Source organism: Rugamonas rubra, from assembly GCF_900114705.1.
GTDB lineage: Bacteria > Pseudomonadota > Gammaproteobacteria > Burkholderiales > Burkholderiaceae_D > Rugamonas > Rugamonas rubra.
Genome location: NZ_FOTW01000017.1, coordinates 173,444 through 194,089, shown reverse-complemented (window position 1 = coordinate 194,089; position 20,646 = coordinate 173,444). Strand labels below are relative to the sequence as shown.

Annotated in this window: 18 protein-coding genes and 2 rRNA genes; 12 read left to right on the top strand and 8 right to left on the bottom strand. The window is 64.4% G+C overall.

Annotated elements, in window-relative coordinates; genetic code table 11:
- Both BM252_RS18575 and rrf read left to right on the top strand, forming a co-directional pair.
- Window positions 1–331 (top strand): 23S ribosomal RNA (locus tag BM252_RS18575); the annotation flags it as partial.
- A gap of 170 nt (window positions 332–501) precedes the next feature.
- Window positions 502–614 (top strand): 5S ribosomal RNA (gene rrf, locus BM252_RS18570).
- Window positions 615–766: 152 nt separating this feature from the next.
- Here rrf and BM252_RS18565 read toward each other — a convergent pair.
- Window positions 767–1,315, bottom strand: coding sequence for an acyloxyacyl hydrolase (locus tag BM252_RS18565; protein WP_093389152.1), 549 nt, complete (start codon window positions 1,313–1,315; stop codon window positions 767–769).
- A gap of 136 nt (window positions 1,316–1,451) precedes the next feature.
- On the opposite strand from BM252_RS18565, the gene BM252_RS18560 reads away from it, so the two are divergent.
- Window positions 1,452–2,342, top strand: coding sequence for an NAD(P)-dependent oxidoreductase (locus BM252_RS18560; RefSeq protein ID WP_093389151.1), 891 nt, complete (start codon window positions 1,452–1,454; stop codon window positions 2,340–2,342).
- A gap of 19 nt (window positions 2,343–2,361) precedes the next feature.
- Here the strand turns inward: BM252_RS18560 and BM252_RS18555 are convergent, their stop codons facing one another.
- Window positions 2,362–3,555 carry a M20 aminoacylase family protein gene (locus tag BM252_RS18555; RefSeq protein ID WP_093389150.1) on the bottom strand — a complete coding sequence of 398 codons (1,194 nt, stop codon included), beginning with the start codon at window positions 3,553–3,555 and terminating at the stop codon, window positions 2,362–2,364.
- A 218-nt stretch (window positions 3,556–3,773) separates the two neighbouring features.
- Between BM252_RS18555 and BM252_RS18550 the strand changes: the two genes are divergently transcribed.
- The 4 genes from BM252_RS18550 to BM252_RS18535 all read left to right on the top strand — a co-directional run bounded on the left by BM252_RS18550 (window position 3,774) and on the right by BM252_RS18535 (window position 10,730).
- Entirely contained in the window at window positions 3,774–5,852 is a 2,079-nt protein-coding gene (locus tag BM252_RS18550; protein WP_093389171.1) for a molybdopterin-containing oxidoreductase family protein, read from the top strand.
- A gap of 9 nt (window positions 5,853–5,861) precedes the next feature.
- On the top strand, window positions 5,862–7,076 hold the full coding sequence (locus BM252_RS18545) for an aminopeptidase (protein WP_093389149.1): 1,215 nt from the start codon (window positions 5,862–5,864) through the stop codon (window positions 7,074–7,076).
- A gap of 167 nt (window positions 7,077–7,243) precedes the next feature.
- Window positions 7,244–8,938, top strand: coding sequence for a long-chain-fatty-acid--CoA ligase (locus BM252_RS18540; protein WP_093389148.1), 1,695 nt, complete (start codon window positions 7,244–7,246; stop codon window positions 8,936–8,938).
- Window positions 8,939–9,059: 121 nt separating this feature from the next.
- Window positions 9,060–10,730, top strand: coding sequence for a long-chain-fatty-acid--CoA ligase (locus BM252_RS18535; protein WP_093389147.1), 1,671 nt, complete (start codon window positions 9,060–9,062; stop codon window positions 10,728–10,730).
- A gap of 70 nt (window positions 10,731–10,800) precedes the next feature.
- Here BM252_RS18535 and BM252_RS18530 read toward each other — a convergent pair whose 3' ends face one another.
- From BM252_RS18530 to BM252_RS18520, 3 genes are all read right to left on the bottom strand, one after another.
- Window positions 10,801–11,076, bottom strand: coding sequence for a hypothetical protein (locus BM252_RS18530; RefSeq protein WP_093389146.1), 276 nt, complete (start codon window positions 11,074–11,076; stop codon window positions 10,801–10,803).
- A gap of 350 nt (window positions 11,077–11,426) precedes the next feature.
- Window positions 11,427–12,395 (bottom strand): hypothetical protein, encoded by a 969-nt coding sequence (locus BM252_RS18525; protein WP_093389145.1) that lies wholly within the window; start codon window positions 12,393–12,395, stop codon window positions 11,427–11,429.
- Between the two features lie 200 nt (window positions 12,396–12,595).
- Window positions 12,596–13,048 (bottom strand): acyl-CoA thioesterase, encoded by a 453-nt coding sequence (locus tag BM252_RS18520; protein ID WP_093389144.1) that lies wholly within the window; start codon window positions 13,046–13,048, stop codon window positions 12,596–12,598.
- 62 nt (window positions 13,049–13,110) lie between these two features.
- Between BM252_RS18520 and BM252_RS18515 the strand changes: the two genes are divergently transcribed.
- On the top strand, window positions 13,111–14,976 hold the full coding sequence (locus BM252_RS18515) for an ABCB family ABC transporter ATP-binding protein/permease (RefSeq protein ID WP_093389170.1): 1,866 nt from the start codon (window positions 13,111–13,113) through the stop codon (window positions 14,974–14,976).
- A 105-nt stretch (window positions 14,977–15,081) separates the two neighbouring features.
- Here BM252_RS18515 and BM252_RS18510 read toward each other — a convergent pair whose 3' ends face one another.
- Window positions 15,082–16,341: a dicarboxylate/amino acid:cation symporter gene (locus BM252_RS18510; RefSeq protein WP_093389143.1), complete on the bottom strand. Its 1,260-nt coding sequence runs from the start codon at window positions 16,339–16,341 to the stop codon at window positions 15,082–15,084.
- 285 nt (window positions 16,342–16,626) lie between these two features.
- On the opposite strand from BM252_RS18510, the gene BM252_RS18505 reads away from it, so the two are divergent.
- From BM252_RS18505 to BM252_RS18490, 4 genes are all read left to right on the top strand, one after another.
- Complete coding sequence (locus tag BM252_RS18505) at window positions 16,627–17,352, top strand: amino acid ABC transporter ATP-binding protein (protein WP_093389142.1); 726 nt, start codon at window positions 16,627–16,629, stop codon at window positions 17,350–17,352.
- A gap of 137 nt (window positions 17,353–17,489) precedes the next feature.
- The gene (locus BM252_RS18500; RefSeq protein ID WP_093389141.1) at window positions 17,490–18,446 is read left to right on the top strand and encodes an amino acid ABC transporter substrate-binding protein; all 957 of its coding nucleotides are present in this window, start codon (window positions 17,490–17,492) and stop codon (window positions 18,444–18,446) included.
- 23 nt (window positions 18,447–18,469) lie between these two features.
- Window positions 18,470–19,204, top strand: coding sequence for an amino acid ABC transporter permease (locus tag BM252_RS18495; RefSeq protein ID WP_093389140.1), 735 nt, complete (start codon window positions 18,470–18,472; stop codon window positions 19,202–19,204).
- Complete coding sequence (locus tag BM252_RS18490) at window positions 19,204–19,896, top strand: amino acid ABC transporter permease (RefSeq protein WP_093389139.1); 693 nt, start codon at window positions 19,204–19,206, stop codon at window positions 19,894–19,896. Before BM252_RS18495 ends, BM252_RS18490 begins: the two co-directional genes overlap by 1 nt.
- A gap of 163 nt (window positions 19,897–20,059) precedes the next feature.
- On the opposite strand, the gene BM252_RS18485 is transcribed toward BM252_RS18490, so the two are convergent.
- Together BM252_RS18485 and BM252_RS18480 are read right to left on the bottom strand one after the other, a co-directional pair.
- The gene (locus BM252_RS18485; protein WP_093389168.1) at window positions 20,060–20,323 is read right to left on the bottom strand and encodes a Txe/YoeB family addiction module toxin; all 264 of its coding nucleotides are present in this window, start codon (window positions 20,321–20,323) and stop codon (window positions 20,060–20,062) included.
- Window positions 20,320–20,607 (bottom strand): type II toxin-antitoxin system Phd/YefM family antitoxin, encoded by a 288-nt coding sequence (locus BM252_RS18480; protein WP_245774328.1) that lies wholly within the window; start codon window positions 20,605–20,607, stop codon window positions 20,320–20,322. Before BM252_RS18480 ends, BM252_RS18485 begins: the two co-directional genes overlap by 4 nt.
- Window positions 20,608–20,646 lie beyond the last annotated feature (39 nt).

Below are 20,646 nucleotides of genomic sequence, written 5' to 3'. Positions count from 1 at the left end.
CGTGAGCTGGGTTTAAAACGTCGTGAGACAGTTTGGTCCCTATCTGCCGTGGGCGTTGGAAATTTGAAGGGGGCTGCTCCTAGTACGAGAGGACCGGAGTGGACAGACCTCTGGTGTACCGGTTGTCACGCCAGTGGCATTGCCGGGTAGCTAAGTCTGGAAGAGATAACCGCTGAAAGCATCTAAGCGGGAAACTTGCCTTGAGATGAGATTTCCCAGAGCCTTGAGCTCTTTGAAGGGTCGTTCGAGACCAGGACGTTGATAGGCTGGGTGTGGAAGTGCAGTAATGCATTAAGCTAACCAGTACTAATTGCCCGTACGGCTTGTCCCTATAACCTTAGCAGGTTGTAAGAATGAGAAGTTACGTGTCGCCTGAGTTGTTGAGACATGCTTCATTACCCCCGATCTTTACTTTGAATAAACGGTATAAATCGTTTATAATGCTTCTTCCAGATTCAAGTGCCGCTGTCCAATTGGAAGCGAACACTGTACAAGTCAATGCCTGATGACCATAGCAAGTTGGTACCACCCCTTCCCATCCCGAACAGGACCGTGAAACAACTCTGCGCCGATGATAGTGCTGCAACCAGTGTGAAAGTAGGTTATCGTCAGGCTAGTTATATAGTAGTGTAAAAAACCCCACCAGCCTGAACGCGCTCAAGATCGCGTTCAGCGCAGGTGGGTTTTTTTTCGTCCACAGCTTTTCGTGGAGAGAAACAAAAAAAGCGCTTCGAAGGAAGCGCTTTTTTGTTGCCGCAGGCGGCGGCTAGAAGTGGTAGCTGGCCTTCAGCTCGATGAAGTTGACGCCGCTGTTGGGCTTCTTGTAGCCGCCATTGGAGAAATGCTGGATCTTCGCGCCGACTTCCCACTTGTTGTCGAACACATAGCCGACACCGATGTGGTCGCCGAACTGGAAGCGGGTCGACAAGCGGTTGTCGTCGTTGTTGTACAGGTCGGACAGACGGTGCACGCCGATGCCGCCCTCGTAGTAGATGCCCTTTTTGTTGTCATTCTCGAAGCGGAACACCGGCGTGAAGCCGAGGTCGCTCAGGTGCATGTGGGCGCCGGGCACGTTGTTGGCCTGGTTGCCGCGCCAATAGGCGAAGCTGGCGTCCCAGTAGCCGCTCAGGTGGGTGCCGTTGGATTGGAACCAGCGCGCGTCCCAGTCCTTTTGCACGCCCAGGCGCACCATTTTGATTTTGGAACCGGTACCGACATCGAGCGAGACCGAGTCGACCAGTTGGTTGTCGGCCGCGAAGGCCGAGTGCATCGCCAGCAATGCGGCGGCGGCCGCGATCAATTTCTTAGCAAACATAGTATCCTAACAGTGTGAACGCTGTATCTCATGGTGTATACGGCTGCGGCAATTGTACCGGGCTTCGCGGAAAATTTCCGACGACCCAAATTATTATAGTCACATCGGATTAATCGTTCAGGAGTTTCCATTGTCTATGCAAATCACCTTCCTCGGTATCGGCTTGATGGGGGGGCCGATGGTGCGCCGCCTGTTGGCCGCCGGCCACCGCGTCACCGTGTGGAACCGCAACCACGACAAGGCGGCGGCGCTGGCCGAGGCGGGCGCCGTGCCCGTCGCCGCGCTGGCCGAGGCGGTGGCCGGCGCCGACATGGTCATCTCGATGCTGGCCGACGGCCCGGTGGTGGGCCAGTTGATCACGGCGGCCCTGCCGTCGTTGGCGCCGGGCAGCTTGTGGGTGGACATGAGTTCGACGCGGCAGGCGGAGGCCCAGCAATTCCACGCCCAGCTCGGCGCCGCCGGCGTGCGCTTCCTCGACGCGCCGGTGTCGGGCGGAGTCGGCGGCGCCCAGGCCGGCACGCTGGCCATCATGGCCGGCGGCGCCGCCGCCGACTTCGCCCTGGCCGAGCCGGTGCTGGCGGCGATGGGGCGGGCCACCCTGGTGGGGCCGGCCGGCAGCGGCCAGGTGGCCAAGCTGTGCAATCAATTGATCGTCGGCGCGACCTTGAACGTGGTGGCCGAGGCGCTGCTGCTGGCGCAGGCGGCCGGCGCCGACCCGGCCGCCGTGCGCGCGGCGATACGCGGCGGCTTCGCCGAAAGCAAAATCCTCGACGTGCACGGCCAGCGCATGTTGGAGCGCAACTTCGTCGCCGGCGGCCAGGTCAAGACGCAGATCAAGGACATGCACAACATCCTGGCGGCGGCCGGCGCGGCCGGCGTGACGCTGCCGCTGAGCGAGCTGGTGACGCGGCGTTATGAATCGATAGAATCGGTGTATCCGCAGGCCGACCATTCCGCCGCCCTGCTGGCCTTGGAGGCGATCAATCCGGGCCAGCGGGTCGGCAACGCTCCGGACCGGCTGGGCTGAGTCCGGCCCTTGCCGCTGGTCAGCGCAGCGGCAGGCTGGTCTCGGCCAGGCGCACCCAGAAGCTGGCGCCGACCGGCAGCAGCTGGTCGTTGAAGTCGTAGCTGCCGTTGTGCAGCACGCAGGGGCCGAGGCCGTGGCCGCCGTCGCGGTGCTCGCCCTCGCCGTTGCCGATGAAGATGTAGCAGCCCGGCTTGGCCTGCAGGAAGAAGGCGAAGTCCTCGGCGCCCATGGTCGGCTCGACGTTGTCGTTGACCATCTCGGGGCCGACCACGGCGCGCATCACCTCGAGCGCGAAGGCGGTCTCGCGGGCGTGGTTGACCAGCGGCGGGTAGTTGCGCTTGAACTGGAAGTCGACCTCGGCGCCGAAACCGGCCGCCGTGTGCGCGGCGATCTCGCCCATGCGCTTCTCGATCAGGTCCAGCACCGGCGTGGTGAAGGTGCGCACCGTGCCGATCAACTGGGCCTCGTCGGGGATCACGTTGGTGGCGCTGCCGGCGTGGATCTGGGTGATCGACAGCACCGCCGTGTCCAGCGGGCTCTTCTCGCGTGTCATGATGTGCTGCCAGCTCTGCGCGATCTGCACGGCGATCATCACCGGGTCGATGCCCTTGTGCGGCTGGGCCGCGTGCGAACCCTTGCCCTTGACGGTGACGTGGAACTCGTTGCTCGACGCCATCATCGGCCCCTCGACCACGCTCAGCGTGCCGCTGGCGTAGCCCGGCCAGTTGTGCATGCCGTAGATGGCGTCCATCGGGAAGCGCTCGAACAGGCCGTCCTCGATCATGCGGCGGGCGCCGGCGCCGCCTTCCTCGGCCGGCTGGAACACCAGGTAGACGGTGCCGTCGAAGTTGCGCGTGCCGGCCAGGTGGCGGGCGGCGCCCAGCAGCATGGCGGTGTGGCCGTCGTGGCCGCAGGCGTGCATCTTGCCGGGATGGCGCGAGGCGTGGGCGAAGGTGTTGACCTCCTGCATGGGCAGCGCGTCCATGTCGGCGCGCAGGCCGATGGCGCGCGCCGAGGTGCCGTTCTTGATGATGCCGACCACGCCGGTCAGGCCCAGGCCGCGCACCACCGGGATGCCCCATTCGGTCAGCTTGGCCGCCACCACGTCGGACGTGCGCTGTTCCTCGTAGCACAGCTCGGGGTGGGCGTGCAGGTCGCGGCGGATCTGCTGCAATTCGGCCTGCATGGCGATGATGGGTTCGACTAGTTTCATGTTCTGGGTCTCCAGTATTTTGTCCGTGCGCCGCGCCTGGTCCCTGATCCGTGCAGGATGCGCCGCGCACTAGCGGCCGTTCGATCGGAAACAACCGCTCTGTACAGTCATTGTAGCCCCTGTCACAAGGGGAAATCCAGCGCACCCGGGCCGAGCCCGGTGCGCGGCGGCGGAATGGTTTACGATATGCCTTCTGCCCCAGCAATTTGGATTTCGAAATGACAACGACTCAAGTCCGCGCCACCTGCCCGCACGACTGCCCCGACACCTGCGCCCTGTTGATCACGGTGGCCGACGGCGTCGCCACCGAGGTCAAGGGCGATCCCGACCACCCGACCACGGCCGGCGTGCTGTGCACCAAGGTGTCGCGCTACACCGAGCGCACCTACCACGCCGAACGGCTGCTGCACCCGCTGCGCCGGGTCGGCAAAAAGGGCGAGGGCAAGTTCGAGCGGATCAGCTGGGACGAGGCGCTCGACGCCATCGCCGCGCGCCTGCAACCGATCGCCGCGCGCGACCCGCAGGCGATCCTGCCGTACAGCTATTGCGGCACCATGGGGCTGGTGCAGGGCGAGTCGATGTCGTCGCGCTTCTTCCACCAGCTGGGCGCCTCGCTGCTCGACCGCACCATCTGCGCCACCGCCGGCGCCACCGGCTACAGGTACACGGTGGGCGCCTCGATCGGCACCGACCTCGAACAGTTCCAGAACGCCAAGCTGATCCTGATCTGGGGCGGCAATCCGATCGCCTCGAACCTGCACTTCTGGACCCGCGCCCAGGAGGCCAAGCGGCGCGGCGCGACCCTGGTGGCGATCGACCCCTACCGCTCGCTGACGGCGGAGAAGTGCCAGCAGCACATCGCCCTGCTGCCCGGCACCGACGCCGCGCTGGCGCTGGGCATGATGCACGTGCTGATCGCCGAGGACCTGCTCGACCACGACTACATCGCGCAACACACGCTGGGCTTCGAGCAATTGAAACAGCGCGCCGCCGAATGGACGCCGGCCCGCGCCGCCGAGGTGTGCGGCATCACGGAAGACGAACTGGTGAACCTGGCGCGGCTGTACGGCCAGACCGCCAAGGCCGGCGAAGCGGTGGCGATCCGCGCCAACTACGGCGTGCAGCGGGTGCGCGGCGGCGGCATGGCGGTGCGCAACATCGCCTGCCTGCCGGCGCTGGTGGGCGCCTGGCGCCACGCCGCCGGCGGCATCCAGCTGTCCTCGTCCGGCTCCTTCCCCAGCGACAAGCCGGCGCTGCAGCGGCCCGACCTGCTGAAGACGCCGGTGCGCACCATCAACATGACGACCATCGGCGACGACCTGCTGCGCCCCGCCTCGGCCGAGTTCGGCCCGCGGATCGAGGCGCTGATCGTCTACAACTCGAACCCGGTGGCGGTGGCGCCGGACTCGTCCAAGGTGGCGGCCGGCTTCGCCCGCGAGGACCTGTTCACCGTGGTGCTGGAACACTTCCAGACCGACACCGCCGACTACGCCGACATCGTGCTGCCGGCCACCACGCAACTGGAGCACGTCGACACCCACACCGCCTTCGGCCACCTGTACATGATGGCCAACAACGCCGCCATCGCGCCGCTGGGCGAGGCCAAGGCCAACACCGAGATCTTCCGCCTGCTGGCCGCGCGCATGGGCTTCGACGATCCCTGCTTCCAGGAGAGCGACGACCAACTGGCGGCCAAGGCCTTCAAGACCAGCGACGTGCGCGCCATGCACTTCGACTGGGAGGCCTTGAAGCAGAAGGGCTGGCAAAAACTCAACATGCCGGACGCGCCCTTCGCCGCCGGCGCCTTCCCCACGCCGTCCGGCAAGTGCGAGTTCTACTCCGCCGCGATGGCGGCCGACGGCCTCGACCCCCTGCCAAGCTACAACCCGCCCTACGAGTCGGCCGCCAGCAATCCGCAACTGGCGGCGCGCTACCCGCTGGCGATGATCTCCCCGCCGGCGCGCAACTTCCTCAACTCCAGCTTCGTCAACGTCAAGAGCCTGCGCGCCGCCGAGGGCGAGCCGCACCTGGACATCCACCCCGACGACGCCGCCGCGCGCGGCCTGGCCCACGGCGACATGGCGCGCATCTACAACGACCGTGGCTCCTTCGTGGCCAAGGCGCGCGTCACCACCAAGGCGCGCGCCGGCCTGGTGGTGGGCCTGTCGGTGTGGTGGAAAAAGCTGGCCAGCGACGGCAAGAATGCCAACGAGGTAACCAGCCAGCGTTTGACCGATATGGGCCGCGCGCCAACGTTTTACGATACACTTGTTCAGGTCGAGAAAGCCGTCGCTTGAGAGTGAAGTATGCGCCAACTAGTCCGCCAAATTGTCCGTGCCAGGTACTGGCTGGCGGCGGGCTGCGTCGCACTTTTGCTGGCCGGCTGCGCCCAGTTGAAGTACTACATGCAGGCCGCCCAGGGGCAGTACGCGCTGTGGTCGGACGCCCGCCCCATCGAGGACTGGCTGGGCGACCCGGCCACCGACCCGCAGCTCAAGGCCAGGCTGGAAAAGGCCATGCTGATCCGGCGCTTCGCCGTCAAGCAGCTGGCGCTGCCCGACAACGCCAGCTATAAGAACTACGCCCCGCTGACCCGGCCCTTCGTGCTGTGGAACGTGGTGGCCACGCCGGAGCTGTCGCTGCGGCCCATCCAGTGGTGCTTCCCGATCGCCGGCTGCGTCAGCTACCGCGGCTACTACAGCAAGGACGACGCCCAGGCCTACGCCGCCGAGCTGCGCGCCGAGGGCAACGACGCCCAGGTCGGCGGCGTGCCGGCCTACTCCACGCTGGGCTGGTTCAGCGATCCCCTGCTGTCGACCTTCATCAACTACTCCGACGCCGAACTGGCGCGCATGGTGTTCCACGAGCTGGCCCACCAGGTGGTCTATGTGGCCGGCGACTCGCAGTTCAACGAGGCCTTCGCCACCGCCGTCGAGGAGGCCGGCGTGCAGCGCTGGCTGGAGCTGTACGGCACGGACGCGATGCGCGACGCCTACACCCGCTACAACCTGCGCCGGCTCGATTTCCTCGCCCTGCTGGTCAAGCACCGCAAGGCGCTCGCGGCCAACTACGCGCGCAAGGCCAGCGACCGCCACAAGCGCGAGGAGAAGGCGCGCGTCTTCGCCGCCTTGAAAGCGGACTATCAAAAACTCAAGACCAGCTGGGGCGGCTATGCCGGCTACGACCGCTGGTTCGCCGAACCGCTGACCAACGCCCACCTCAGTTCGGTGGCAACCTACAACGATTTTCTGCCGGGCTTCCGTTTGCTGCTGGAAAAAGAAAGAACGTTCGTGCGTTTTTATGCTGCGGTGCAGCAGATGGCGAATCTGGACGCAGGGCAACGTCGACAGCAACTACAAGAATTGAACCATCTGGCCGCCCTCAAAGCGCAGAGCGAGGCGGCCGCTATCGCCGCCGCCGCTGCGGCGGCGGAGGCCGCCGCCCAGGCCGCCGCCGCCGCGCCCGCCGAGGGCATCGTCGACGGCTTTGGATGCTGCGGCGCAGCAAATAAACTGCCCTAGAGGGCTTGTTCAAATTCCATGAAAGCGCTTGCATACTGGCGTTCTGCCCGATAGCATCGTATTTAGTAGCATCACGATGTTCGTTTACACGAGGCATTTGAGCATACTCACCGGCACTGTGCGCCGGCTCCACTACAACGAAAAATATTCGAGACAAGAGGCACAGGATGGAGAAAATCTGGTTGAAGTCGTATCCCCCCGGCGTACCGGCCGAAATTGATCCCGATCAATATCGCTCGCTGGTGCAGCTGATGGAAGAATCGTTTCACAAGTATGCGGACCGCAACGCCTATGTCTGCATGGATAAATTCCTCACCTATGCCGAACTCGACGCCTATTCCAAGCGGCTCGGCGCCTGGCTGCAAAGCCGCGGCATGAAGAAGGGCGCGCGCGTCGCCGTCATGATGCCCAACGTGCTGCAATACCCGGTCGCCATCGCCGCCGTGCTGCGCGCCGGCTACACCGTGGTCAACGTCAACCCGCTGTACACGCCGCGCGAACTGGAACACCAACTCAACGACTCCGGCAGCGAGGCCATCATCGTGCTGGAGAACTTCGCCACCACGCTCGAGCAGGTGCTGGGGCGCACCCCGGTCAAGCACATCGTCGTCGCCAGCATGGGCGAGATGCTGGGCGGCGCCAAGGGCATGCTGGTCAACTTCGTGGTGCGCAACGTCAAGAAGATGGTGCCCGCCTTTTCGCTGCCGAACGCGGTGCGCTTCAAGGACGCGCTCAAGCAGGGCGGCGGCATGAAGCTGACCCCGGTCGAGCTGAGCCTGACCGACGCCGCCTTCCTGCAATACACCGGCGGCACCACCGGCGTCTCCAAGGGCGCCACCCTGAGCCACCGCAACGTCATCGCCAACGTGCTGCAGAGCGAGGCCTGGTCGGCGCCGGCGCTCAAGGAGGCGCTCGGCTCGCAGCAGCTGATCATCATCGCCGCGCTGCCGCTGTACCACATCTTCGCGCTGACCGCCTGCGCCATGTGGGGCACCCGGGTCGGCGCGCTCAACGTGTTGATCCCGAATCCGCGCGATATCGGCGGATTTATCAAGGAACTGGCCAAATACAAGTTCAATATGCTGCCCGCCGTGAACACGCTGTACAACGCGCTGGTCAACCATCCGGCCTTCGCCAGCCTGGACTTCTCCGGCCTGAAGATCGCCAACGGCGGCGGCATGGCGGTGCAGCAGGCCGTCAACGACAAATGGCTGCGCGTCACCGGGGTTTCCATCATCGAGGGCTACGGCCTGTCCGAGACCTCGCCGGTGGCCACCTGCAACCGCGCCGACAGCACCGAGTTCTCCGCCACCATCGGCCTGCCGGTGCCGTCGACCGACATCGCCATCCTCGACGACAACGGCGTCGAGGTGGCGCTGGGCGAGCCGGGCGAGATCGCCATCCGCGGCCCGCAGGTGATGGCCGGCTACTGGAACCGCCCGGACGAGACCGCCAAGGTGATGACGCCGGACGGCTATTTCAAATCCGGCGACGTCGGCGTGATGGACGCGCGCGGCTATGTGAAGATTGTCGACCGCAAGAAGGACATGATCCTGGTGTCGGGCTTCAACGTTTACCCGAACGAGCTGGAGGGGGTGATCGCCGCCCATCCCGGCGTGCTCGAGTGCGCCTGCATCGGCGTGCCGGACGAGTATTCGGGCGAGGCGGTCAAGCTGTTCGTGGTGCGCAAGGACCCGACCTTGACCACCGAGGCCTTGATGGCCTACTGCAAGGAACAATTCACCGGCTATAAAAAGCCGAAATATATCGAGTTCCGCGAGGAATTACCGAAAACCAATGTCGGAAAAATTCTCCGCCGCGTGTTGCGCGACGAGAAACCCGGCGACAAAAAGGCCGCATAGGAATGCGCCTACCGGCCAGGCCCACCGCCTGCCGGTCAGGCGGTTTTTTTATTGCGCATGACAATGAACTGGCGCCCCCGGTCGCACCGGCCGCGCCTATCCGTGAAAGATGAGGCAAGTGATGGACAAGATTTGGCTGAAGTCGTACCCCGAAGGCGTTCCGGCGGAAATCGACAGCACGCAGTACCGCTCGGTGACGCACATGATGGAAGAGAGCTTCCGCAAATACGCCGATCGCAACGCCTACGTCTGCATGGACAAGTTCCTCACCTTCGGCGAGCTCGACCGCATGTCGCAGCAGATGGGCGCCTGGCTGCAGGCCAAGGGCCTGGCGCAGGGCGCGCGGGTGGCGATCATGCTGCCCAACGTGCTGCAATATCCGGTGGCGATGGCGGCCATCCTGCGCGCCGGCTACACCGTGGTCAACGTCAACCCGCTGTACACGCCGCGCGAGCTGCAACACCAGTTGAACGACTCGGGCGCCGAGGCCATCATCGTGCTGGAGAACTTCGCCGTCACCGTGCAGCAGGTGTTGGCCGCGACCAAGGTCAAGCATGTGATCGTCGCCAACATGGGCGACATGCTGGGCGGCCTGAAGGGCGCCATCGTCAACTTCGTGGTGCGCAAGGTCAAGAAGATGGTGCCGGCCTTCTCGCTGCCGACGGCCGTCTCGTTCAAGAAGATCATGGCCGAGGGCGCCGCGCTGACGCTCAAGCCGGTCAAGCTGGGCCACGACGACATCGCCTTCCTGCAATACACCGGCGGCACCACCGGCGTCTCCAAGGGCGCCGTGCTGCTGCACCGTAACATCATCGCCAACGTGCTGCAGAACGAGGCCTGGCTGCAGATGCAGACGCAGCAGGAGCAACTGGTGTTCGTCTGCGCGCTGCCGCTGTACCACATCTACTCGCTGACCATCAGCGCCTTCATGGGCATGCGCCTGGGCGGCATGAACCTGCTGATCCCGAATCCGCGCGACATCCCCGGCTTCGTCAAGGAGCTGGCCAAGTACAAGGTCAGCGTCTTCCCGGCCGTCAACACGCTGTACAACGCGCTGCTCAACAACGCCGACTTCGCCAAGCTCGACTTCGCCAGCTACCAGGTGTGCAACGGCGGCGGCATGGCGGTGCAGCAGGCCGTGGCCGACCGCTGGCTGAAGCTGACCGGCACCCCGATCATCGAAGGCTACGGCATGTCGGAGACCTCGCCGGTGGCCACCGCCAACCGCGTCGACATCAAGGAGTTCACCGGCACCATCGGCCTGCCGATCCCCTCGACCGAGATCCTGATCCTCGACGACGACGGCCAGCCGGTGCCGCTGGGCCAGGCCGGCGAGATCGCCGTGCGCGGCCCGCAGGTGATGGCCGGCTACTGGCAGCGCGACGACGAGACCGCCAAGTCGATGACGCCGGACGGCTACTTCAAGACCGGCGACGTCGGCATCATGGACGAGCGCGGCTACACCCGCATCGTCGACCGCAAGAAGGACATGATTTTGGTGTCCGGCTTCAACGTCTACCCGAACGAGATCGAGGGCGTCATCGCCGCCCACCCGGGCGTGCTGGAGGTGGCCTGCATCGGCGTGCCGGACAAGAACTCGGGCGAGGCCGTCAAGCTGTTCGTGGTGCGCAAGAACCCGGCGCTGACCGCCGAGGAGCTGCTCGACTACTGCAAGCACGAGTTGACCGCCTACAAGAAGCCGAAGTACATCGAGTTCCGCGACGAGCTGCCGAAGACCAACGTCGGCAAGATCCTGCGCCGCCAGTTGCGCGACGAAAAGAAAGCGGCCTAGGCGGCCGCGGCAAGGGGACGCCCGCGCGGCGTCCGCCACCGGCGCCCGTGGGCGCCGGCCGGGAAACGGCTCAGTCGCTGATGTGGCTGAGCCGTTTTTCATTCAGCGCGGCGGCCAGACGCCGGCGCACTTCCTGTTCATGGTCGAGATAGCCTTCCTTGTTGGCCCGTCGCGCGCAGGCGGCCCAGTGCGCCTCGTCCACCTGCTGCAAGCGTTCGAACTCGCTCATCGCCAACATGACCACCGGCTCGCTTTCGGGATGCTCGATCACCACCGTCTGCGCCATTGCCTGGCGCAGATAGCTGTCGAGTTCCTGTGCGATAACATCACTGCTGACCTTCAACATGGAATTCTCCTGTCCTGAGGGGGCGGTTTACGCAGTATAGGTCGGCTTGCCTCTAATTCAAGCTTGACGGAATGTTAGATTCTGGCCGGCCCCGCCACGCGGTCGCGCACCTCGAAGCAAGATAATTGACGCCGACTGGCCAAGATAGTTGACGCGAACCACGAGAGATCAAAACGCTGCCGATGGCAGGATACGCCACAATTGCTCATATTCGGTTAATTGTGGTATGATCTTCTTGTAGTCATCTGCAGACGCTAACTTGGGATGGTTAATAGCAACCCCCCAGGGTTTGTAGGTGCAAAGCGTTCCATCAAAGAGCCATCCCTAAAGGATGGCTCTTTGTCTTTGTGCTAGGGCTTCGATTGTAGCGAAAAATACCTGCCGATCAGCTGCTGCTTGTGTTCCACCAGCACCGATTTGCGCCCTTGCAGTGCGAGCTTTGTCCCCCACGATTTGGTTAGCGAGCTCAGCCGGACGGTCTCCACGTTGCCAATATTGCGGAAATGGTCGAACCCTTCCTGCGACAGCAGCCAGTCAAGATTGAGATGATTCTCGGACACCATGTAATCCCCCGCTCTGCTTTTTGACAGCCAGGACAGTAACTGGGTCGTCCGCGCATACACCAAGCGCAGGCGGGCGATGGCTTGTGCCGGTGACGCCGGGGGCGGGGCAACCACCGTAACCGGGTGGTTCGTCCGTTTAATCCACTCATCTTTTAATTCCCCGAACTTCCATACGGGTTCGAAATGGGCGACTCGGTTGCGTAGGTCACCGATCAGGTCCAGTCGCACGAACAGCTTGTCCTGTTCGTGCTGGGATGTCCAATAGGTGCTAGCTTTTTTAGTGTGATCGGGGAAAATGGACGGAATCATGGTGTCCCACGGAATCACCACATTCGCTCTATTCTGCTTAATTTGCAAGAGCCTAGGCCAGAACCCATAAGTCATTTGGGCCACCACATGGTGACATGGCGTTGTCGATACCAGCAATCCGCCTGTCGTCTGCTTCCCGATCAGTTGCGCTGCCTTCGTCCCCGGGGTGATCACGAACCGGTACCAGTCGTTGGCGTCCTTGTCGCCGGTCGAAACGCCGGGCATATAGGCAAACCGGCTCAACTCGCGGTGAAGGCGATTCCGCAGAATGATTTCGATGTTGCCGATCAGGCGCATCAAGCGCATGGAAATGGCGTCATTCCAGCAATAGACACCATACAATTCCGGGTCCGACGGGTTATTGAAGAAAGCACGGTAGCTCAAAAGGCGCGGTGCGGAAAGGTCGTCAAGTGCGGCGGGAATGTCGTTGGGGAGGTGATGGTGCATGTTCGCTTGTCAAGTTGACGAAATTTCCAGTAAGAACGGAATTATGGAAGCGAACCGGGTTCCGCAACGGGCGGTGTTTCTAATCGTTCGTTACGGCCGCGTCCACGCTCACGCCACCAGAGTTGTGTCATACCCCAGCATATGGGGGTGCCCAGAAAGGCGCGGCGGCGGGCGTCCGGCGGCCCGGCCGGCGGCGGCACTCATCCGGCGCGGTCGGGCACGGAGAGCAGGCTTTCGATCGGCGGCACCTGGCGCGGCTTGCGGTCGGGGCCGGTGGCCACATAGGTCAGCGTCGCCTCGGTGACCTTGACGGTGCAGGCCTGCAGACGGTTGCGCTCGGCATACACCTCGACGTTGACGGTGATCGAGGTGTTGCCGACGCGGACGATGTCGGCATAAAACGACAGCAGGTCGCCGACGAACACCGGGTGCTTGAACACGAAGGAGTTGACGGAAATGGTGGCAACGCGGCCATTCGCCCGGCGCGTCGCCGGCAGCGAGCCGGCGATGTCGACCTGGGCCATGATCCAGCCGCCGAACACGTCGCCGTAAACGTTGGCGTCGGACGGCGCCGGCATCATGCGCAGTTCGGGCATTTTGCCCGGAGGCAGGCCGCGGTTGACGGCGGTGGCGGGGTTTTCTGGGGTGGTCATCTTGGATTTCTCGTGAAGGGCTACAATTGGCGAGATTGAACCATAAAAAGCCGACCTCCGCCATGCGCCGTTATCCGAATTCCCCGCCCGCCCCCGACAACGATGCCAAAGGCAAACCGCCACGCAGCGACCTGGCCACCCTGAAAACCCTGATCCCCTACCTGTGGGTGTACAAGTGGCGGGTGCTGGCGGCGCTGCTGTGCCTGGTTGGCGCCAAGCTGGCCAACGTCGGCGTGCCGCTGGTGCTCAAGCAGTTGATCGACCAGATGAGCATCAGCCCCGAGCATCCGCGCGCGCTGCTGGTGCTGCCGCTGGCGGCGCTGGTGGCGTATGGCGTGTTGCGCCTGTCGACCACCGTGTTCACCGAGCTGCGCGAGTTCCTTTTTGCCCGCGTCACCCAGCGCGCCGTGCGCACCATCGCGCTCAAGGTGTTCCGCCACCTGCACGCGCTGTCGCTGCGCTTCCACCTGAACCGCCAGACCGGCGGCATGACGCGCGACATCGAGCGCGGCACGCGCGGCGTCAGCTCGCTGATCTCCTTCACCCTGTTCAACATCCTGCCGACCCTGGTCGAGATCACCCTGGTGCTGGGCTACCTGGTGACCCACTACGACATCTGGTTCTCGATCATCACCTTCTGCGCGCTGGTGTTGTACATCGCCTTCACCATCATCGTGACGGACTGGCGCACGCATTTTCGCCGCACCATGAACGACCTCGACTCGAAGGCCAGCACCAAGGCCATCGACTCGCTGATCAACTACGAGACGGTGAAGTATTTCGGCAACGAGGACTACGAGGCCAAGCGCTACGACGAGGGCCTGCAGCGCTACGAGACGGCGGCGGTCAAATCGCAGACCTCGCTGTCGCTGCTCAACACGGGGCAGTCGCTGATCATCGCCACGGCCGTCACCTTGATCCTGTGGCGCGCCACCCAGGGCGTGATCGACGGCAAGATGACGCTGGGCGACCTGGTGCTGGTCAACACCTTCATGATCCAGTTGTACATTCCGCTCAACTTCCTCGGCGTGATCTACCGCGAGATCAAGCAGAGCCTGGCCGACATGGAGCGCCTGTTCTCGCTGCTCGACCAGAACCGCGAAATCGCCGACGCGCCCGACGCCCGTCCGCTGCTGACCCACGGCGCGCAGGTGCGCTTCCAGCACGTCGACTTCAGCTATGAGAGCAAGCGCAAGATCCTGTTCGACGTCGACTTCACCATCGCCGCCGGCACCACCACGGCGGTGGTCGGCCACAGCGGCTCGGGCAAGTCGACCTTGTCGCGCCTGCTGTTCCGCTTCTACGAGGTGAACGGCGGCGGCATCACCATCGACGGCCAGGACCTGCGTACGCTGACCCAGGACTCGCTGCGCCACGCCATCGGCATCGTGCCGCAGGACACCGTGCTGTTCAACGACAGCATCGAGTACAACATCGCCTACGGCCAGCCGGGCGCCAGCAAGGAGCAGATCGTCGCGGCGGCCAAGGCCGCCTCGATCCACGACTTCATCGAGAGCCTGCCGGATGGCTACGCCTCGATGGTCGGCGAGCGCGGCCTCAAGTTGTCCGGCGGCGAGAAGCAGCGCGTGGCGATCGCCCGCACCCTGCTGAAGAACCCGGCCATCTTGATCTTCGACGAGGCCACCTCGGCGCTCGACTCGAAGGCCGAGCAGGCCATCCAGGCGCAGTTGAAGGAGATCGCCCGCAGCCGCACCACGCTGGTGATCGCCCACCGCCTGTCGACGGTGGCCGACGCCGAGCAGATTTTGGTGCTCGACCACGGCCGCATCGTCGAGCGCGGCACCCACCAGTCGCTGCTGGCACAGGACGGCCTGTACGCGCAGATGTGGCAGCGCCAGCAGGCCAAGGCGGACGAGGAGGGCGCTTCGCCGAGCGACAGCGAGCTCGGCCTGGTCGGCGCCGGCTGAGCCGGCAAGCTTGGCGCTGACCGTTGCGCAATGAAAAAAGGCTTCCCGAGGGAAGCCTTTTTGTTGATACCGATACGCATATCGGTTTCGTTCAAGCGATATTGATTATGGCAGCGGCGCGTCGGCCAGCTCGCGCTCGATCGGGGCGACCAGCTCGCCCTCCCACTTCGCCACGACGGCGGTGGCGATGCTGTTGCCGATGACGTTGGTGGCCGAGCGGGCCATGTCGAGGAAGTGGTCGATGCCCAGCAGCAGCACCAGGCCCGCCTCGGGGATGTTGAACTGGCTCAGGGTGGCGGCGATCACCACCAGCGAGGCGCGCGGCACGCCGGCCATGCCCTTCGAGGTCAGCATCAGCACCATCATCATGGTCATCTGCTGGCCCAGCGACATCTCGATGCCGTAGGCCTGGGCGATGAAGACGGTGGCGAAGGTGCAGTACATCATCGAGCCGTCCAGGTTGAACGAGTAGCCGATCGGCAGCACGAAGGAGGCGATGCGGTTGCGCACGCCGAAACGCTCCAGGCCTTCCAGGGTCTTCGGATAGGCCGCTTCGCTCGACGCGGTGGAGAAGGCCAGCAGCACCGGCTCGCGCACTTCGGCGACCAGCTTGAAGATGCGGGCGCCGAGGAACAGGAAGCCGATGCCGATCAGCAGCGCCCACAGCAGGCCGATACTGAAGTAGAACTCGGCCATGAACACGCCGTAGGTCGACAGCACGGCCAGGCCGCTCTTGGCGATGGTGCCGGTGACGGCGGCGAACACGGCGAGGGGGGCGAACTTCATCACATAGCCGGTCACCTTGAGCATGACGTGGGCGACACCGTCGAGGGCGTCGACCATCGGCGTGGCCTTCTCGCCGACGGCGGCGGCGGCCGAGCCGAAGAACAGCGAGAAGATGACGATCTGCAGGATCTCGTTCTTGCCCATGCCGTCGATGATCGAGGTCGGCACCAGGTGGGTGATGAATTCCTTCAGGGTCAGGCCGCTGGTGACGATGCCGGTGGCCGTGGCCGTGGTGGGCAGGTGGCCCATCAGCGCGTCGCCCGGACGGAACAGGTTGACCATGATCAGGCCGAGGGTCAGCGACAGCAGCGAGGCGATGAAGAACCAGCCCAGGGTCTTGAGGCCGATGCGGCCGACCTCGCTGGCGTCGCCCATGCGGGCGATGCCGACCACCAGGGTGGAGAACACCAGCGGCGCGATGATCATCTTGATCAGGCGCAGGAACAGCGTCGTCACCAGCGACATCGTCTCGGCGAAGGCGGCGGGGTTGGCCAGCGCCGTGTTGGCGACGTAGCCGGCGATGATCCCCAGCGCCAGGCCGATCAGGATGTAGGTGGTCAGTCGGTTTTGTTTTTTCATAATATGATGCAGTTCCTGTGGTAGTGTCTCTCTGGACGTTGGTTGCGGCAGGGGTCGCCTGTCGCCGCGCAATCTCGGGCAAAATAGGGTCAATTCCGCCTGAAAGCGGCTGTATCATGCGGGAAAACCGCCTCGATCCAGCCCGGTGACGGCCTGTAAACTGATGAAACTATTGGCAAGTTCCGCAGTATCCTTGTGCTCAAGGGTGCTGTCAAGCACGCGTGGCCCCGCTTCCATGCGGGTTCCCGGGGCGTTTTTGCCCCGTCTCCAGATAAAAATCGACCGATGATCGACATAAGCAAGCTCAGCAAGTGGTACGGCCAGTTCCAGGTCCTCGACGACTGCAGCACCAGCGTCGCCAAGGGCGACGTGATGGTCATTTGCGGCCCCTCCGGCTCGGGCAAGTCGACCCTGATCAAGACCGTCAACGGGCTCGAACCCTTCCAGCAGGGCAGCATCACGGTCGACGGCGTCTCGGTCGGCGCGCCCGGCACCGACCTGCCGGCGCTGCGCGCCCGCATCGGCATGGTGTTCCAGAACTTCGAGCTGTTCCCCCACCTGTCGATCCGGCAGAACCTGACGCTGGCCCAGGTCAAGGTGCTCGGCCGCACGGAGGAGGAGGCCAGCGTGCGCGGCCTGAAGCTGCTCGACCGGGTCGGCCTGCTGGCGCAGCAGGACAAGTATCCCAACCAGTTGTCCGGCGGCCAGCAGCAGCGCGTCGCCATCGCCCGCGCCCTGGCCATGGACCCGATCGCCATGCTGTTCGACGAGCCCACCTCGGCGCTCGACCCGGAGATGATCAACGAGGTGCTCGATGTGATGGTCGGCCTGGCCCAGGAGGGCATGACGATGATGGTGGTGACCCACGAGATGGGCTTCGCCAAGAAGGTGGCCAACCGCGTCGTCTTCATGGACCAGGGCAGGATCTTGGAGGACTGCGCCAAGGAGGAGTTCTTCGGCGGCGCCAGTTCCGAACGGGCGCGCGATTTCCTCGCCCGCATCATCCACTAGCCCGCTTCACTAGCGCGACAGCGGCCGCAAGGCGGCCGATTCGTAGTAAAGTGCAAACTATCGCATCGGCGCGCATGCGGCGCGCGCCGGGCCGAGTCGGTTCGTTGTCCCTGATTTTTTCTGCTCACGGAGGAAACATGGCATTGTCGAGACTACTGGCAGTTCTGACCGGCGGCGTGCTCGCCGCCACCCTCGCCACCCAGGCCGGCGCGGCCGAGCCGGGCGGCACCCTGGCCAAGATCAAGCGCAGCGGCAGCATCACGCTGGGCGTGCGCGACGGCTCCATCCCCTTCTCCTACCTCGACGACAAGCAGCAATACCAGGGCTATTCGGTCGACCTGTGCATGAAGGTCGTCGTCGCGCTGCAGAAGCAACTGGGCCTGACCGGCATCAAGGTGGTGATGAACCCGGTCACCTCGGCCAACCGCATCCCGTTGATGGCCAACGGCACCATCGACCTCGAATGCGGCTCGACCACCAACAACGCCGAGCGGCAGAAGCAGGTGGCTTTCGCGCCGACCATGTTCGTCATCGCCAACCGCCTGCTGGCCAAGAAGTCCTCGCACATCCGCAGCCTGGCCGACATGAAGGGCAAGACCCTGGTGGCCACCGCCGGCACCACCACGCTCAAGCAGATGACCATCCTCAACAACGAGCAGCAGTTGGGCATGAACATCGTGGTCGGCAAGGACCACCCGGAATCGTTCCTGATGATGGAGACCGGCCGCGCCGTCGCCGAGGCCAACGACGACATCCTGCTGGCCAGCCAGGTGGCCACCGCGCGCAACCCGGGCGACTACGAGATCACCAAGGAGGCGCTGTCGGTCGAGCCCTACGGCATCATGCTGCGCCGCGACGACCCCGAGTTCAAGCAGGCGGTCGACGCCGCGCTGAGCTACTTCTACCGCAGCGACGACTACGTCAAGCTGTACAACAAATGGTTCACCAGCCCCATCCCGCCGAAGGGCATCAACCTGAACTTCCCCATGCCGCCGCAGTTGAAGGCGGTGATCGCCAAGCCGACCGACTCGCCCGACCCGGCCGCCTACGCGGCGGTGCCGCCGGCGCAGCAGGCCGCCAGCAAGAAGAAGTAGCCAAAGCTTAGGCGCGGCGCCCGATGAACTACCACTGGAACTGGGCCATCTTCGGCGAGCTGTCGCCGGACGGTGTGCACACGTATTGGCAGACCCTGCTGTCCGGCCTGGGCTGGACCGTCGCCACCTCGCTGACGGCCTGGCTGATGGCGCTGGCGCTGGGGCTGGCCGTCGGCACCCTGCGCACCCTGCCGTCGCCGTGGCTGCGCCGGCTCGGCACCGCCTACGTCGAACTGTTCCGCAACGTGCCGCTGCTGGTGCAGATGTTCCTCTGGTTCTTCGTCATGCCCGAGCTGCTGCCGCCGGCCGGCGGCGACTGGCTCAAGGCGCTGCCCAACGCGCCCTTCGTCACCGCCGTCAACTGCCTCGGCTTCTTCACCTCGGCGCGGGTGGCGGTGCAGGTCACCGCCGGCATCGAGGCGCTGTCCGGCGGCCAGCGCCTGGCCGGGCTGGCGCTCGGCCTGTCGCTGCCGCAGACCTACCGCCACGTGCTGCTGCCGCTGGCGCTGCGCGTGGTGCTGCCGCCGCTGGCCAGCGAGTTCCTCAACATCATCAAGAACAGCTCGGTGGCGCTGACCATCGGACTGATGGAGCTGACCGCCAGCGCCCGCGCCATCCAGGAGTTCTCCTTCCAGGTGTTCGAGGCCTTCAGCGCCGCCACCCTGATCTACGTGGTGGCCAACCTGCTGGTGGTGTGGCTGATGCACGTGCTGGAGCGCCGCCTGGCGCTGCCCGGCACGATGGGCGGGGCGCGCTGATGTTCGCCCAGTTCGACTTCGACGTCATCGCCCGCTCCTGGGTCTACCTGTTCCAGGTCGGCATGGCCTTCACCCTGCAGCTGACCGCGCTGGCCATGCTGGGCGGCGTCGCGCTGGGCACCCTGCTGGCGCTGGGCCGCCTGTCCGGCTGGCGCCCGCTGGCGCTGCTGTGCGCCGGCTACGTCAACCTGGTGCGTGCCGTGCCGCTGGTGCTGGTGATCTTCTGGTTCTACTTCCTGGTGCCCTATCTGGCCGCCTGGCTGGTCGGCGCGGCCGAGCCGGTCAAGGTCGGCACCTTCTGGTCGGCGCTGATCACCTTCACCCTGTTCCAGGCCGCCTACTACTGCGAGATCATGCGCGGCGGCATCCAGGCCATCCCGCGCGGGCAGATGCTGGCGGCGCAGGCGCTGGGCATGGGCTACTGGCAGGCCATGGGCCACATCGTGCTGCCGCAGGCCTTCCGCAACATGCTGCCGGTGCTACTGACGCAGACCATCGTGCTGTTCCAGGACGTCTCGCTGGTGTACGTGCTGTCGATCCCCGACTTCGTCGGCGCCGCCAGCAAGGTGGCGCAGCGCGACGGCCGCCTGGTCGAGATGTACGTCTTCGTCGCCGTGGTGTATTTCGCGCTGTGCTGCCTGCTGTCCTGGCTGGCCAGGCAGTTGCAGCGGCGCGTGGCGATCATCCGCTAGAGTAGACCCGTAGACCCGGGGTCAGTGCCGACATTCGGACACGACCTCAACCATGGCCATTTGCCACCGGCTCTTTTACTGCTGAGTTTGTGTCCGAATGTCGGCACTGACCCCGACTGCTGACCCCGACTGGCTGCTGATCCCAATCGCTTCGCGCGTCGATTTACTCGTAGTGAGTCCACATGCGCAGCACACGCACGGTGCGCTGCTCGGGAAAGACCTCGTAGACCAGCCGATGGTGGAGGTTGATGCGGCGCGAGTAGGTGCCGGCCAAGTCGCCGACGAGTTTTTCGAATGCCGGCGGGCTGGCGAAGGGATCTGCAGTGAGTAGGTCGAGCAAGGCTTGTGCTTTTTTCTTCAGGCCGGATGCAGCAAGCTTTTTTGCGTCCTTTTGCGCCTGCTTGCTGTAGACCAGCTGCCAGCTCACCAAGCAAGCTCCTTGTCGCTGTCCTCAAGTGGTTCGGCTTTTGCAGCCACAATCGAATCACGCATGCCGGGAACCGAGAGCAAGTACAGCGTTTCCTGGATCGCCGCCCAGTCTTCTGCGGACACCAACACGGCATTGTTGCGCTTGCCAGTGATGGTGACGGGCGTGTGGCTGGCCGCTGTTTCGTCGATCAGGTGATACAGACGCGCCCGCGCCGCACTGGCAGAAATGGTATCCATAAATCCTCCGATCAAGCGGAAAAAGTACGCTTTTACGTACGTCATGTCAAGCTGCATGCGCAGATCCCGGCCGACATCCGGATC

Excerpts from the sequence above, each read along its gene's own strand:
- BM252_RS18480 (WP_245774328.1), bottom strand. The coding sequence starts at position 20,607 with ATGACGTACGTAAAAGCGTACTTTTTCCGCTTGATCGGAGGATTTATG.
- BM252_RS18555 (WP_093389150.1), bottom strand. The coding sequence starts at position 3,555 with ATGAAACTAGTCGAACCCATCATCGCCATGCAGGCCGAATTGCAGCAG.
- BM252_RS18495 (WP_093389140.1), top strand. The coding sequence starts at position 18,470 with ATGAACTACCACTGGAACTGGGCCATCTTCGGCGAGCTGTCGCCGGAC.
- BM252_RS18535 (WP_093389147.1), top strand. The coding sequence starts at position 9,060 with ATGGACAAGATTTGGCTGAAGTCGTACCCCGAAGGCGTTCCGGCGGAA.
- BM252_RS18520 (WP_093389144.1), bottom strand. The coding sequence starts at position 13,048 with ATGACCACCCCAGAAAACCCCGCCACCGCCGTCAACCGCGGCCTGCCT.
- BM252_RS18510 (WP_093389143.1), bottom strand. The coding sequence starts at position 16,341 with ATGAAAAAACAAAACCGACTGACCACCTACATCCTGATCGGCCTGGCG.
- BM252_RS18540 (WP_093389148.1), top strand. The coding sequence starts at position 7,244 with ATGGAGAAAATCTGGTTGAAGTCGTATCCCCCCGGCGTACCGGCCGAA.
- BM252_RS18525 (WP_093389145.1), bottom strand. The coding sequence starts at position 12,395 with ATGCACCATCACCTCCCCAACGACATTCCCGCCGCACTTGACGACCTT.
- BM252_RS18500 (WP_093389141.1), top strand. The coding sequence starts at position 17,490 with ATGGCATTGTCGAGACTACTGGCAGTTCTGACCGGCGGCGTGCTCGCC.
- BM252_RS18530 (WP_093389146.1), bottom strand. The coding sequence starts at position 11,076 with ATGTTGAAGGTCAGCAGTGATGTTATCGCACAGGAACTCGACAGCTAT.
- BM252_RS18560 (WP_093389151.1), top strand. The coding sequence starts at position 1,452 with ATGCAAATCACCTTCCTCGGTATCGGCTTGATGGGGGGGCCGATGGTG.
- BM252_RS18550 (WP_093389171.1), top strand. The coding sequence starts at position 3,774 with ATGACAACGACTCAAGTCCGCGCCACCTGCCCGCACGACTGCCCCGAC.
- BM252_RS18505 (WP_093389142.1), top strand. The coding sequence starts at position 16,627 with ATGATCGACATAAGCAAGCTCAGCAAGTGGTACGGCCAGTTCCAGGTC.
- BM252_RS18490 (WP_093389139.1), top strand. The coding sequence starts at position 19,204 with ATGTTCGCCCAGTTCGACTTCGACGTCATCGCCCGCTCCTGGGTCTAC.
- BM252_RS18545 (WP_093389149.1), top strand. The coding sequence starts at position 5,862 with ATGCGCCAACTAGTCCGCCAAATTGTCCGTGCCAGGTACTGGCTGGCG.
- BM252_RS18515 (WP_093389170.1), top strand. The coding sequence starts at position 13,111 with ATGCGCCGTTATCCGAATTCCCCGCCCGCCCCCGACAACGATGCCAAA.
- BM252_RS18565 (WP_093389152.1), bottom strand. The coding sequence starts at position 1,315 with ATGTTTGCTAAGAAATTGATCGCGGCCGCCGCCGCATTGCTGGCGATG.